General features: G+C 65.0%; 13 protein-coding genes and 1 pseudogene. 4 read left to right on the forward strand and 10 right to left on the reverse strand.

Annotated features, from left to right (window positions below; translation table 11 throughout):
• From VN856_RS10640 to VN856_RS10655, 5 genes and pseudogenes are all read right to left on the reverse strand, one after another.
• Window positions 1-731 (reverse strand): enoyl-CoA hydratase/isomerase family protein (locus tag VN856_RS10640; protein WP_325688738.1); only part of this gene is annotated, 731 nt, incomplete at its 3' end.
• Window positions 732-793: 62 nt separating this feature from the next.
• Window positions 794-1,783 (reverse strand): acyl-CoA dehydrogenase family protein, encoded by a 990-nt coding sequence (locus tag VN856_RS10645; RefSeq protein WP_325688740.1) that lies wholly within the window; start codon window positions 1,781-1,783, stop codon window positions 794-796.
• Window positions 1,783-2,310, reverse strand: a complete 528-nt coding sequence (locus VN856_RS28875) for an acyl-CoA dehydrogenase family protein (protein WP_414686923.1) — start codon at window positions 2,308-2,310, stop codon at window positions 1,783-1,785. Before VN856_RS28875 ends, VN856_RS10645 begins: the two co-directional genes overlap by 1 nt.
• A 9-nt stretch (window positions 2,311-2,319) precedes the next feature.
• Window positions 2,320-2,901, reverse strand: a pseudogene (locus VN856_RS28880) (acyl-CoA dehydrogenase family protein); the annotation flags it as partial.
• Window positions 2,902-2,916: 15 nt separating this feature from the next.
• Window positions 2,917-3,918, reverse strand: coding sequence for a dihydrodipicolinate synthase family protein (locus tag VN856_RS10655; protein WP_325688744.1), 1,002 nt, complete (start codon window positions 3,916-3,918; stop codon window positions 2,917-2,919).
• 171 nt (window positions 3,919-4,089) lie between these two features.
• On the opposite strand from VN856_RS10655, the gene VN856_RS10660 reads away from it, so the two are divergent.
• Together VN856_RS10660 and VN856_RS10665 are read left to right on the forward strand one after the other, a co-directional pair.
• Window positions 4,090-4,851 (forward strand): SDR family oxidoreductase, encoded by a 762-nt coding sequence (locus VN856_RS10660; RefSeq protein WP_325688746.1) that lies wholly within the window; start codon window positions 4,090-4,092, stop codon window positions 4,849-4,851.
• A gap of 63 nt (window positions 4,852-4,914) precedes the next feature.
• Window positions 4,915-6,126 (forward strand): CoA transferase, encoded by a 1,212-nt coding sequence (locus VN856_RS10665; protein ID WP_325688761.1) that lies wholly within the window; start codon window positions 4,915-4,917, stop codon window positions 6,124-6,126.
• 25 nt (window positions 6,127-6,151) lie between these two features.
• On the opposite strand, the gene VN856_RS10670 is transcribed toward VN856_RS10665, so the two are convergent.
• The gene (locus tag VN856_RS10670) at window positions 6,152-6,844 is read right to left on the reverse strand and encodes a TetR/AcrR family transcriptional regulator (RefSeq protein ID WP_325688748.1); all 693 of its coding nucleotides are present in this window, start codon (window positions 6,842-6,844) and stop codon (window positions 6,152-6,154) included.
• Window positions 6,822-7,637 (reverse strand): alpha/beta hydrolase, encoded by an 816-nt coding sequence (locus tag VN856_RS10675; RefSeq protein ID WP_325688749.1) that lies wholly within the window; start codon window positions 7,635-7,637, stop codon window positions 6,822-6,824. The genes VN856_RS10670 and VN856_RS10675 overlap by 23 nt, the downstream gene beginning before the upstream one ends.
• A 285-nt stretch (window positions 7,638-7,922) precedes the next feature.
• Between VN856_RS10675 and VN856_RS10680 the strand changes: the two genes are divergently transcribed.
• Window positions 7,923-8,864 (forward strand): class I SAM-dependent methyltransferase, encoded by a 942-nt coding sequence (locus VN856_RS10680; protein ID WP_325688751.1) that lies wholly within the window; start codon window positions 7,923-7,925, stop codon window positions 8,862-8,864.
• Window positions 8,865-8,866: 2 nt separating this feature from the next.
• Here the strand turns inward: VN856_RS10680 and VN856_RS10685 are convergent, their stop codons facing one another.
• A complete protein-coding gene (locus tag VN856_RS10685) occupies window positions 8,867-10,252 on the reverse strand; it encodes a wax ester/triacylglycerol synthase family O-acyltransferase (protein ID WP_325688753.1) in 1,386 nt (461 codons plus the stop codon).
• Between the two features lie 146 nt (window positions 10,253-10,398).
• On the opposite strand from VN856_RS10685, the gene fadD12 reads away from it, so the two are divergent.
• Entirely contained in the window at window positions 10,399-12,033 is a 1,635-nt protein-coding gene (fadD12, locus tag VN856_RS10690) for an acyl-CoA ligase FadD12 (protein ID WP_325688755.1), read from the forward strand.
• Between the two features lie 153 nt (window positions 12,034-12,186).
• On the opposite strand, the gene VN856_RS10695 is transcribed toward fadD12, so the two are convergent.
• Window positions 12,187-12,489 carry a hypothetical protein gene (locus VN856_RS10695; RefSeq protein WP_325688757.1) on the reverse strand — a complete coding sequence of 101 codons (303 nt, stop codon included), beginning with the start codon at window positions 12,487-12,489 and terminating at the stop codon, window positions 12,187-12,189.
• Window positions 12,490-12,520: 31 nt separating this feature from the next.
• The coding region (locus tag VN856_RS10700; protein ID WP_325688759.1) for a fatty acid--CoA ligase family protein at window positions 12,521-13,727 on the reverse strand (1,207 nt) is incomplete at its 5' end.

The following is a 13,727-nucleotide window of genomic DNA, read 5'->3' on the forward strand; positions in this document are numbered from 1 at the left end:
GGTCTCGCGGCGAGCCGCACGCTCAACCGCTCCAGCGCAGCACGGTGATCTTCCGTGTCGAAGCACTCGCTCTCGGCCCGTGCGCATTCGGCGAGCACCGGCGCCGCCCGCTCGATGTGCGAGTTCAACAAGCGCCGCACCTCCCGAACCGAGTTCTGCGGTAGCGCCGCCAGCCGGTAAGCCAGGTCGAGGGACGCAGCGACCGTTTCTTCGGTGGGAACGACACGGTTGACCAGGCCGAGTCGGTGGGCTTCGGCGCTCGGAATCCGATCGCCCAGCAATAGATGCTCCTTTGCCGCGGAGAGACTGGTCAGCAACGGCCACAACACAATTCCACCCGCGCCGTCGAGCAGGCCGAGCGCGACGCGTGGATCGGACAGGAAAGCGTCCTGTGCCATGACGACCAGGTCGCACAGCAGCGCGACGGTGACACCCGCCCCGATAGCAGCGCCGTTGACCGCCGCGACGCTCGGGAACGGGAGCCGGTTCATCGCCCAGAACAACTCCTGGTGCTTGTCCAGAATCGCGTCGCGAACCCCCTTGTCCGCGGCCATCTCTCGGATCGTCTGGATGTCGCCGCCCGCGCTGAACGATCGACCATCGCCGGTGAGCACCATTGCGCGGACGTCGCCGCCCGCCGAAAGCGCCCGCAGGGTGTGCAGCAATGCAACGGTGACCTCACCGTCCATCGCGTTGGATTTCGTCTGACGGGCAAGCGCGACCACTGCCACGGGCCCATCGCGTGTGACGCGTACGGCGGGTTCGGCAAATACAGCGGAATGCTCGTTCCTGCTCACAGCTCGACCAGCCGTGGGATGGTCCCTGCTGAAACCAGTTGACGGCCAACGGCCCTGCGCAGTTCGGTGGTCGATCCCAAAAGTGAATCCAGGACCAGGGCGCGATTCAGGTAACGGTGGAACGCGTGTTCGGCGGTGAAGCCGATCCCGGCCAGCACCTGTTGACAGTGCGTCGCCGTGATCCGCGCCGCCCGCCCGGCCAACGATTTGGCCAGCATGCCCGCCAGGTATTCGTCATCGGCTTCCCAAGCCAGTTCGAGTGCCGCCGCAGCGGCAGTGCGCGCCACATGGGCCTCCGCGAGCCGATTCCGCACAGCCTGAAAGGACCCGATCGAATGGCCGAACTGCACGCGTTGGCAGGCATGTTCGACCGCCAGATCGATCATCGCGCCGACCGCCCCGACGATGTGGTATCCCAGCGCCCGCCGTCCCGCGGTTGCTGCCGTCCTCCACAGAATGCTTGCCTGCTCACCTTGGGCCACCACCGTCGCGGCGACCCCCGTAGCGCTTAGATCGGTGACCGTGAGTGCTGAATCCAGGCCTACTACAACTCTTCTCGTCAGCTCTGGGGAATCGGCGACACTGACCCACGCGGTATCATGACCGGCCGTCACCGGTGCCAGGAATACCGTGGCCGGCCGCCTGCCGATAACCAGTCCCCGCAGAGTGACGGTGCCGCCATCGAGCGACCCAGAAACCGCCGCGCCGATTCTGGGCAGCACGACACAGTGAGACTCGGTTGCGCCGTTGAACAGTCCGGTCAACGGCTGCAGCAGCACGTCGTGAAGCTCCGCCGACATCGAACCGGTGCGTCCGAGCGCATCGAACAACGCCGAGACCGCCTGGCGAGGCGCCTCGTCGAGCAGCTGGCCGAATCCGAAGTCTGCAAGCGCATTTGACAAAGGCTCGCCGTCGAACTGTTCGGCCAGCCGACGCAGCGTCTGGGCCATCAGATCGCGTTCGGAGGCCTCGATGGTGTTGGCCATCAGGCGCTCCTGGGCAATCCGAGTAAGCGGGTAGCAATGATGTCCTTCTGGATCTCGCTGGTACCCCCGTAGATGGTGGCCGCGCGTGAGTAGGCCCATTCTCGCCGCCAGGCCCGTCCTCGCGGGGTGTCGTCGACTTCGATGACGCCGGAAAGCAATTCGCGCGCTGCGTCGAACACCGCTTGATCAGCAGCGGCGATGAGGACCTTGTCGACGGAGGCCTCAGGGCCCGGTAGATCGCCAACGGCGATCCGGTCTTGAGTGGCCTTCGACTGGGCCCGGAACGCCCACAGCATTTCGTACGCCTCGCCGAGGGTGGTCTGTGACGCCGCATCGTGCGCCGCGCCGAGAAGCATGCCCAGGTGGTGCGCCAGCCATGCGCCGCGTTGCCAGAAGATGGGTCCGCGTTCACACGACAGGATGTACTGAGCAATCTGCCAGCCGCCGTTGATTTCGCCGAGTAGGCGGTGTGCGGGTACCTGGACGTCGATTAACGACGTTGAACAAAACTCGTCGACGTCGGCCATTGTGCGCAATGGGCTGGCGGTGACGCCGGGGGTGTCCATGTCCACCAGAAACGCACTGATGCCGCGGGATCCTGGCTCGCCGGTTCTGGCCAGCACCACGCACCGGGTGGCGTGTTGGGCGAAGCTGGTCCACAGCTTCTCTCCGTTGATCAACCAACCGTCGCCCTGTCGAATTGCGGTTGTCCGCAAGGATCCGAGGTCACTGCCCGCGTCGGGCTCGGAAAACCCCTGACACCAGAATTCATCGCCGCGCAGCAACCGCGGGAAGATCTCTTCGATCAGTTCGGGCCGACCGAACTCGGCGGCCGCCGGTCCCAGGACCTCGTGCATCGACCAGGATGCGGTGTGCACCAAGGCGCGGCCGGTGAGCTCCTCGCCAAGCGCTGCGCGCAGTATCGGCGAGCCGCCGAATCCGCCGAGGCGTGTCGCCCATCCCCAACGCATCCAGCCAGCATCGAAAAGCATCCGCTGGAGGCGGCGCTGATGATCCAGCTGGGCAGCTACGCTGTCGTCCCCCAGTGCGGCGACGAGCTCATCGCCGCGCGTGTCGATCCAGTCCCGCACGCCTGCGCGGAAATCGTGCACCTGCACGGCAGCGCTCCGTTCTCAGGACTTGATGAACCCGGACGCGGCATACGCCTCGATGATCGGGCTCTTGAGTTCGTCGGGGAATGCGGTCTGCGGCGGCCGTGAATGGGGGTAGTCGCCCACCGGCATGCCGAGCAGGCTGGCGCCGAACTTGAAGCCTGCGCCCCAATGCGTGAACACGCCCGGCCGGGCCGGGTGCGACTGGTAACGGCGGCTGGCGGCCTTCATGTCCGCCAGCCCGGTTTCGGCGGCGAACTTTTCGGCGCGTTCGAAGTCGCCTGCGACCAGGAGAGCGCGCCACTTGGAGAACAGCGGCAATCCGGGCTTTTCGTAGAGGTACAGAGCGGACCCGAGTGCCCCAGGATGGGGTATACCCAGCCGGATTCCGGCTTCGTCGTCCGCCTCCCACAACACCATTTCGGGCGCGAGAGCGTGAACCGCCAGGCTGTGCTGAGCGTCGAGAAGCCCGTTCTTCAGCCCGCAGAGCGCAGGAATCTCACGGTACAACTCGACACATTCGCTTGGCGTCAGCACCAGGCCGGTGGAGTGGGAGTTGAAGAATCCCAATGGCATATCGGTCCGATCCGCGACGTAGCGCAGATATTCCAAGACGCCTGGCTTCCCCGAGCACTCGAAGTACGGGGTGAGGATGTAGCAGATGTCGACGCCGAGTTCTTGGGCGTGCAACGTCAGGTCGACACATTGCTTGGCGGTGTCAGTGCTGGACATCACCTGAACGAGGGCCGCCGGCTTCACGCTGCGAGCTTCCTCCACGGCGACCCGCACGACCTCCTTGAGCTCGTCGGTGGTCAGCGACCAGAATTCGGCGATGCCGCCGGTAAGCCAGATGCCGTCTTGGTCGAGGTCGACCAGGCAATGTCGCACCACCGCTCGCAATGCCTCGAAGTCGATGTCGTCACCGTCCTGGCCTGAAAAAGGTGTGTAGAGCGAGCTGCAATTGCCCCATAGGTGCTCGGTCGCCCACTGCTTGGCCTCTTTGCCGCTGACGCGTGTGGGCACAACGGACTCCCTCCGGATGAACGCCCGCACCCTGTCGCGGGCGAGGTGATGACTATCACGTGCGCGTCATGGTAGAACGACATGTGCGTATTACGCAATGTTGTACTGCATCAGCGGTGCAGACGTTGGACGCAATTCGTCATCGCGAAGTTTGAGGAATCGAGGCTTGCAATGTCCGGCAGCTTGGAAGGCAAGGTCGTGGTGGTCTCCGGAGCCTCGATGGGTGTGGGAAGGGCGACTGCTGAGCGCTTCGCACGGGAGGGCGCCACTGTGGTGCTACTTGCGCGTCGCAAGCTGCTGCTCGACGAGATCGCCGACACGCTCGGAGCCAACGCTGTGCCCATCGAGACCGACGTCACCTGCTCCACCCAAGTCTGCGCCGCTTTCGAACAGGTGGCGGCGCAATTCGGACGCGTCGACATCTTGGTTAACTCGGCGGGCGCCAGCCGAATCCGCCTGATCGAGGAGGCCAGCGACGAGGACATCGCCGTCACCGTCCACACCAACCTCATCGCGCCGATGTACACGACCCGTGCGGCGATCCCGCTCCTGCGGGCCGCAGGCGGCGGCGACATCATGAACATCTCCTCGGAAATCACTCTTGATTACCTGCCGATGATGACTCTCTACGCGGCAACCAAGCACGGACTCAATGGCTTCACCCAGGCGATGAATCATGAACTCCGGCGCGACTCGATCCGGGTGACCCTGGTCGTCTTGGGCGCCGTCGGCGATTCCGCGGTCCACGAGAACTTCGGACCGGGCGACCTGGAACGGGCCTGGCCGGTCTGGGAAGCCGACGGGTATCTGACTCGGATGAGTGGAACACAACTCCTCACTTCGGCGCGGGTCGCCGAGGTCTTGTACGAGGTGCTCACCCAGCCACGCGATCTGATGATGGATGTGATCCACGTTCGCCCGGCGAGTAGCTGACCGCGAAATTGCCCCCGCATCAACCGGATTGAGTCCGAGGAGGAGACCGCTGTGATCCAGCCGATGGAAGGCGTGCGTGTGCTGGAGGTGGCTCAGTTCACGTTTGTCCCGGCTGCGGGCGCGGTCCTGGCGGATTGGGGCGCCGACGTGATCAAAGTCGAGCACGCCGAGACGGGCGACGCTCAACGCGGTCTCAGCCGAGTGATGGACATGCCGGTCGGCAGTGGCTCCTTCGCGCCCCTGATGGAGCACCCCAACCGCGGCAAGCGCAGCATCGGCCTCGCGCTCGAGCGGCCAGAGGCGTTGGACGTCCTGCATGAGCTGATCCGAACCAGCGATGTATTCCTGACAAACTTCCTGCCCAGGGCCCGCCGCAGGCTGGGCATCGAGCTCGACGACGTACGCAAGGTCAACGCTGACATCATCTATGTGCGCGGATCGGGGTTCGGCAGCAAGGGTCCCGACAACGAAAAAGGCGGTTATGACAGCACCGCCTTCTGGGCCCGGGGCGGCTCGGCCCTCGGAACAACCCCGACGGAGTTCGATGGCCTGTGCAAGATGCCCGCGGGCGCCTACGGTGATTCGCTCGGCGGGATGACCATCGCCGGAGGCATCGCCGCGGCGCTCCTGGCACGTGAACGGACCGGTGAAACGTCGGTCGTCGACGTCTCGCTGCTCGGCGTCGGCGCCTGGGCGAACGCGCTGTCAATCGGCTTCGCCCTGCTGACCGGCGGGCCGCCAGAGCGCGCCCCGAGCAGGAGTTCGGCACCGACCAATCCGCTCGTCGGCAACTATCGCACCGCCGACAACCGGTGGATCGTGTTGGCAATGCTGCAAGCGAGTCGCTATTGGCCTGAATTCTGCCGACGCGTTGACCGCGAGGATCTCATCACCGACAACCGGTTCGCCACCGCCGACGCGCTCATGGGCAACGCGGGCGAGGCAGCCGACGTCGTACAGAACGTCATAGCCGGGCGGACCCTCGCCGAGTGGACGTCAGCGTTCCGCGGCATGGAAGGGCAATGGGGCGTCGCGCAGGACCCATGGGAGGTGGGGCAAGATCCCGCGCTGCGGGCCAACGGAATGATCGCCGAAATTCTCGACATCGACGGCGCGCGGCGCGAACTCGTTGCCAACCCCGTGCAATTCGACGAGACGCCGGCCAGCCTCAGCCGGGCACCGCAATTCGCCGAACACACCGACGAAATCCTGCGTGAACTCGGAAAATCCGATGACGAGCTGATCGGCCTCAAGATCACCGGTGCCGTGACCTGATTCAGGTCGCCACTGGTTCCGGCGGTCAGTCCTCGCGGCGCAATACCGCGGCCGAACAGAACGCCCACAGATCGTCGACGCTGGTCTGACTACCACCCGTCAGCACCCGGGAGTGTGTGGAGGCCAGCAGGAGTTCCTGAAGCAGCGCGGCTTGGGTGTGCAGTCCGAGATCCTCACGTAGCCGGCCCGAATTAGCCACCCCAGTCAGCAATTCGACGATGAAGGCGTGCAAGGGTTCCACCGCCCCGGCAAGGTCTTTTGGCCGCGTCTCGGCCAGCCGCAGGTGCAGAACACTCAACCCCCGCGCCAGCCGCGCCGGCATCTCGGTGATCTCTGACAAGGCATCCAAAAGAGCCCGAAGCCGCAGCACCGGGTCGTCGATGCCCTCGCACCGCGCCTGCAACATCGGCATCGCGGTCTTGCGCAGGATCGTCTCGTACACGGCGAGCATCAGGCTGTCTTTGCTGTCGAAGAAGGTATAGAACGTGCGCTGGGACTGGCTGGAGCGGTCCACCACGTCCTGGATGGAGAAGTCACCCTCGTCACGTTCGGATAGCAGTTCAATGGCAGCGTCAACAAACCGGTCGCTACGCTTACGCGCCCGGTCGATCGCATTGCGTAGCGACCGATCGACACTGTCGCGCTGCCAGCTCGGAACGTATTCCTCAGCCGGCTCTACAACGGCCGGCTTGCGCTCAGCTGTCTTCTGCCGCGGCATGGCTCCCCGCTCTCTCACTGTCGACTTCAGCCAGGAAGGCACTGATGACCTCTGCAAACCTATCCCGGCACTTGTGGTGCACCGCGTGTCCTGCGCCGTCGAGTTCTACATACCGCGCCAAATGGTTGGCATCTGCGAACCGCTTACCCTGAGCCCGCCGTGTCGACTCGTCGTCGGTGCCGGCCACCAGCAACACGGGACACCCGACACGGCCCAGTGTTTCCGTTGAGAACTCGGATCGCCCGACACTGTCCACATGCATCACGGTCACAAGCCGGCGCCAGTGCTCAGGTCCATGGTGGGTCTCGTGCAGACGCCGCAAGGCGAATGGCCAGGTGCGGTAGAGGTGCTCGAGGCGCGGAGCCTTGTAGTCGCTGGGGCGGCCTGTGCCCGGACTCACCATGACAAGCGATTTTGCGGTGCCGGGCGCTGAGAGTTCAAGCATGAGCGCGATCTCGGAACCGTAGGAAAACCCAACGACATGGGGGTGATCGAGGCCCAGGTGCTCAATGAGATGGCGCAGGTCCGCACAGATGGCCTGGCCCATATCCGATGAATCGCCCAGTTCTGATCGCCCGTGTCCCCGCAAATCAGGCAGGACGCATTGATAATCCGACGCCAGCCCGGCCGCGAGCCGACCCCACTCGAACTCCCCCGTCGCCGTGGTGCCGTGAACGAACAGGATGGGTTGACCGTCGCCCACGATGGAGTACCCCAACGTCACCCCATCGCGCTCGTAGGAGCGCACGCGGCTTGCACCGGCTAGATCAGTCATCACTTCCTTCGCGCCCATGTCGTTCTCTTTCTGAAGGCGAAAGTCGGACCTTCAACACGCTGCTTCAGATACCCCATCTCCGCAACGAATGTTGAGGTCTCTCTAGCCGATTATCACGTTCTACTATGACGATAGTAGGCCGTGCTATCGCTGAGGTTAGCACGCTAACGTGGTGCGGGCGTCGCTGTGACCATTGCCAACGACTCTGACGAGGGTGCGCCGACCTCATTTTGTAAGCTCGGCTAAGTTCTCGTATAAGCTCGGTATCAAGCGCATTGCACCGCGAGCAGCGAGGGGACTCCAATGGCCAGAACTGACGACGACACGTGGGACATCAACGAGAGCGTCGGTGCCACCGCGCTCGGCGTTGCCGGTGGGCGGGCGAAAGAGACCCAGAGCGCCGATCCGCTGATCAGCGATCCCTACGCGAGACTGTTCCTCGAAGCGGCCGGCGACGGCATCTGGCGGGTCTATCTGGACGATGAACTGCCGGCCCAATTGGCCGATGTCGCTCCACAATTCGAGGACCGGATGCAGGCGATGCTGGGCTACACGGCGTGCCGGACCAAGTTCTTCGACGACTACTTTCTGGCGGCGGCCGGCGACGGCATCCGGCAGGTCGTAATCCTGGCGGCCGGCCTGGACTCACGCGCGTGGCGGCTCGCCTGGCCCGCCGGATGCGTGGTCTACGAGATCGACCAGCCCAAAGTGCTGGAATTCAAGACCGACACAATGGAATCTCATGCGGTCGACCCGATTGCTTCCCACGTCAGCGTCGGCATCGATCTGCGGCTGGACTGGCCAAAAGCCTTGACGGAGGCCGGGTTTGATGCATCAGCTCCAACGGCGTGGTCGGCGGAGGGCCTGTTGCCGTATCTGACAGCCGACGCCCAGGACCTGTTGTTCGAGCGGATCCAGTCGCTCAGCGCCCCAGGGAGCCGTGTCGCGGTCGAAGCATTCACCAACGAGTTCTTCAGCGCAGACAGTTTCGCGCGCCGCGAAGAGCAGACCGAACTATATCGGGACGTCGCAATCAAACTGGGCGGCAAAGACATCACCGAATCCGGCAACCTGCTCTATGAGGGTGATCGCACCGAGGTTGTCGACTGGCTGCGAGCGCACGGATGGTCCGTCACCTCGGCGACAAGCGCAGACGACCTGATGGCCGCCAGCAACCGATCCGCCCCGGCCGGCCTCGATGCCGCAATCCCGGAAAGCGTGTTCATCGAAGCTCGACGCGACTGACCCTAGGTGACCTCGGCAGGCATACCGGCCGCGTGACGAATGAGCGAAAACGCATCCACCATCGCGTCGGTGACCTCGTGGGGGTCGTCGAAGGTCACATCGTCGGCGAGCACCGAGATCTTGAGCTGGTCAACGTAACTCCACACAGTGATGTTGACTCCCACCCCGAACGTCAGTGGCCCGACCGAGTAGATCTCGGTGAGTGGAGCACCCGCGACTTCGCCGAACTGGCGGGGGCCCGGCACGTTGGAGACCGGCACATTAATCAGCTTGTTGCCCGATCTGCTGGTTGCGATGCGGCGAAAACCCCACTCCGTCAGCGTGGGTGGTGCGTAGTTGGACCACCGGCTCACCAGTTCGGACCCGAGTAGCCGGGCGTTCTCCTTGCCGATCGTCGCGCCGGTGTGGGCCACGCGCACCCACTCGAGCGGATCAGCGACCTGTACCGGCAGCGTCACCACGACGGTGCCCAGGGCATTCCCGGATATCCGTTCTGGCGAGGTGTCGATGCTCATCGGCACGCCACACAGCAAGGGCTCGTCGGCGTGACCGTCGTACTCCAGCAGCAGCGCGCGAAGGGCTCCCGTACTGATGGCCAACACCATGTCGTTGATGGTGGCTCCGAGACGCTTGCCGGTGGCTTTGACGTCGGCGAGTGGAAGCGTGGCGCTGGCGAACGTGCGCCCCGGCGACACGACGTGGTTGAGGAAGGTCGCCGGCGGACGGAAGTTCCGCGCGAGGCCGGGGGCAGACCTGGAGTGACGGCGTACCCGATGTATTCCTTTGACGGTGTCTCGCAGCAGGCCGGGCAGTTCTCGCAATTGAACAGCGTGATCGCGCATCGCGGCGCGGATCAGGCGCCCATCGGAGGGGCGGGGGTCGTGCCGGTAGGTGTCTTTGTCTGGCCACGAGGCATCGGGAAAGTCCAGCGCACGCGCCATCAAATTGGCGGACGCGACGCCGTCGGCCAGGGCGTGGTGGACCTTGCCGATGATGGCGAACCGGTTGTCCGCCATCCCCTCGACGAAGTGGAACTCCCACAACGGCTTACTGCGATCCAGTGCTGTACTGGCGATTTCGCCGATCGCCGCATCCAGCTCGCGGTGCCCCCCAGGCGCCCGGATCTGACAGCGCCGGAGGTGGTAGTCAAGGTCGATGTCGCAGTTCTCCAGCCACATCGCGCGATGCAGTCGGCGCGGGATGTCGACTAGCTGATAGCGCAGCGGTTCGAGAAGGTGCAGCTTGCGTGCCAAAGCCTGGCGGTAGTGGTCGTAGCCGAAACCCTCGGAGTCCGACGCGTCGACGATGCCGATCTTCAGGGTGTGCTGGGGAAGGTTGGGGGTCTCGTTGTAGAGCAGGACCGCGTCCCAGCCTCCGAGCCTTTTCACCGCTCCTCCAGACCCTGCATCGGTTTCAGGGTATTCGGGTACCCAACCGCCTGGGCCGATAACATCAAACTGTTTAACGATTTCTGCTGAGGGGACCATATGACCGCATCTGAAGCCGAACGTCGAGTTCCGGTGATCTGCTGACCATGCTGGAGCGTCTGAACAAGATCGCGGGCTTCATCGGCACGATGTCTCGAGCGAGGCTGCTTGCTCCGCTGCGGCCCGACCGGTACGTACGCATGGCAGCGGCGGTGCGGCGCGCAGGGATGAACGCCACTTCGGGGTTCGCGATCGCGGCCCAGCGATGCCCTGACCGGCCCGGGCTGATCGACGAGTTGGGCACCCTGACGTGGCGCGAACTCGATGAGGACGGCGACGCACTGGCCGCTGCGCTGCAGGCGTTGCCCGGCGGTCCGCCGAAGGTCGTCGGCATCATGGCGCGTAACCATCGCGGCTTCGTTGTGCCGTTGGTCGCAGCCAACCGGATCGGTGCCGACGTCCTGCTGTTGAACACGTCCTTCGCCGGGCCCGCTTTGGCCGAAGTCGTGGCGCGCGAGCAGGTCGACGCCGTCATCTTCGACGAGGAATTCGCATCGTCGATCGACCAGGCGTGCAAGGATCGTCCACAGGCTGCCCGGATCGTGGCGTGGACCGAAGATCCCGGCGCACACGACGTCACCGTCGCGGGCTTGGTCGATGGGCACCGCGGTCGACGTCCGTTGCAGGCCACGCGCACGTCGAAGACGATTCTGCTGACGTCGGGCACCACCGGATCGCCCAAGGGCGCCAAGCATTCCGGCGGCAGCGCGGATGCGTTGAAGTCGATCCTCGACCGGACACCGTGGCGCGCCGAGCAGACGACAGTGATCGTGGCACCCATGTTCCACGCCTGGGGATTCGGGCAATTGGGCATCGCCGCGCTGATGGCCTGCACCATCGTGACCCGGCGCAAGTTCGACCCGGAGGCAACTCTCGCGTTGGTCGACGAGCATCGTGCCACCGGATTGTGCGTCGTGCCGGTCATGTTCGATCGCATCGTCGACCTGCCCGATGACGTCTTGGCGACGTACAGCGGCCGTTCGCTACGCTTCGCGGCCGCGTCAGGTTCGCGCATGCGCTCCGATGTCGTCACGAAGTTCATGGACCGGTTCGGCGATGTCATCTACAACAACTACAACGCCACCGAGGCGGGCATGATCGCCACCGCCACCCCCGCCGACCTGCGTGCGGCACCCGATACAGCGGGGCGGCCCGCGGAAGGCACCGAGGTCCGCATCTTCGACGCGGACTTCCGAGAACTGCCGACAGGTGAGGTCGGCACCATCTATGTCCGCAACTCCACCCAGTTCGACGGCTATACCTCGGGTGCCACCAAGGACTTTCACGCCGGCTATATGTCATCCGGCGACGTCGGGTATCTCGACGCCGCGGGACGACTGTTCGTGGTCGGCCGCGACGACGAGATGATCATCTCCGGTGGCGAGAACGTCTACCCGATCGAGGTCGAAACGACGTTGGCCGCGCACGCGGAGGTGACTGAGGCCGCGGTGCTCGGCGTCGACGACGACCAGTACGGCCAACGGTTGGTCGCATTCGTCGTCCTCACCGACGGCGCCGCCGCCACAACGGACGAGCTCAAAGCGCACGTTCGCGAAAACCTCGCGAATTACAAAGTGCCGCGGGCGATCACAGTGCTCGACGAGCTACCGCGGGGCAGCACGGGCAAGATCGTCCGTCGCGAACTGCAGGCGCTCGTCGAGCCCGCGACGGGCCGCCCGTAGACCGCACTTCACGGGTTGGGAACCCAAGGGTTGTCGGGGAGAAATACGGCCACCAGTACGAAGACGATCCAACCGCCAATCTCCATCAGCCAGGCGGCGTTTGACGGAGGCAGGGGTCCGGTGGCGAGCACTCCGAAGCTTTGGTGTGTCGTATCAGTCGCTGGCCGGCAGCGGCTTGGCTTCCTTGAGCGTCAGCGGCGTCGCGCCGACGCTCAGTGAGCCGGCGCCGGCCTTGGTGACCAGCACCTCGGCATCGCCGTCGTCGACGTAGCGCTTGCCCATCGTGCTGCCGTCGGCGAAGGCCGGGTCAACCGCGCCATCGGCAGGCCGCTCGGCGTCCAGTGGCAGCATCGGCCTGCCTCCGCAACGCAGATCGTCCAGGCTCTCAGCGGCTTTGACGACGATCACCTGGGTGTCACACACTTGGCTCTGCAGGCGCGTGCCGTTCTTGATCATGTTGGGCTCCTTGCTGTCTGGAGGTAAGGCTTCAGTGTTCGGCAGCCGCGGGCGTGAGGTCGTCGAGGATCTCGCGGCGCAGCACCTTGCCGGTCGGGGTGGTCGGCAACTCGTCGCGGAACACGATGCGGTCCGGCGTGCGGGAGCCCCGCAACGCGCTGCGGGCGAACTCGCGCAGCTGATCCGGTGTCGGCGCGGCACCGGCCTCGGGGACGATGACCGCCACGATGATCTGCCCCCACTCGGCGTCATCGAGTCCGACGACGACGACTTCACGGACGTCGGGATGCTCGACCAGCACGTCCTCGATTTCCGACGGCGCGATGTTCTCCCCGCCGCGAATGATGGTGTCGTCGGACCGGCCACCGATGAACAAGTAGCCGTCCTCATCGAGCATCGCGATGTCCCTGGTCGGAAACCAGCCCTCGGCGTCGAGCACCGAACCGATCTCGGCGTAACGGCCGGACACCTGCGGCCCCCGCACGAACAGCTCACCAGCCTCACCCGGCCCGAGCACCTTGCCGTCCTCCGCGCGGATCTGCACCTCGATATCGGGGACCGGGCGACCGACCGATGTGAGCCGGCGGGCGACGGCGTCGTCCTGCGCCTGATGGGCTTCGCGATGATCCTCGGGCGTGAGCACCGCAATGGTTGAACTGGTCTCGGTCAGCCCGTAGGCGTTGACGAAGCCGACGTCCGGTAGCAGGTCCAGCGCTCGTCGGACCAGAGGACGGGCCACCTTCGATCCGCCGTAGGCGAGGTTGCGTAGCGTCGGGAGCTCGGTGGGCTGCTGCTCGAGGACCGCGACGATGCGCGACAGCATGGTCGGCACCACCGTCGCGGTGGTCACCCCCTCGCCGCGGACCAGCCGCACCCAGTCCTGCGGATCGAACCGGCGCAGATACACGATCGCCCGCCCGGCATAGAGGTTTGACAATGCGGCCCCGACCCCTGCGATGTGATACGGCGGGACGCACACCAGCGCCGCGTCGGCGGAATCGGCGGAACCGAACTCGACGGTGCCGGTGACGTAACTGGTCAGGTTGTTGTGAGTCAGCTCAACGGCTTTGGGCCGCGACGTGGTGCCCGAGGTGAACAACACCACTGCCACGGCGTCGGGGTCGGCAAAGGCCGTGAGGGGCTCAGTGGACCGCGCCGCCTCGATGAACTCGTCGGACGTCATCACCCGCTCGCCGATACCGGCCACGACGTCCTGGTACTCGACATCGACCACGATC

The sequence above is a fragment of the Mycobacterium sp. genome (genome assembly GCF_035603715.1).
GTDB lineage: Bacteria > Actinomycetota > Actinomycetes > Mycobacteriales > Mycobacteriaceae > Mycobacterium.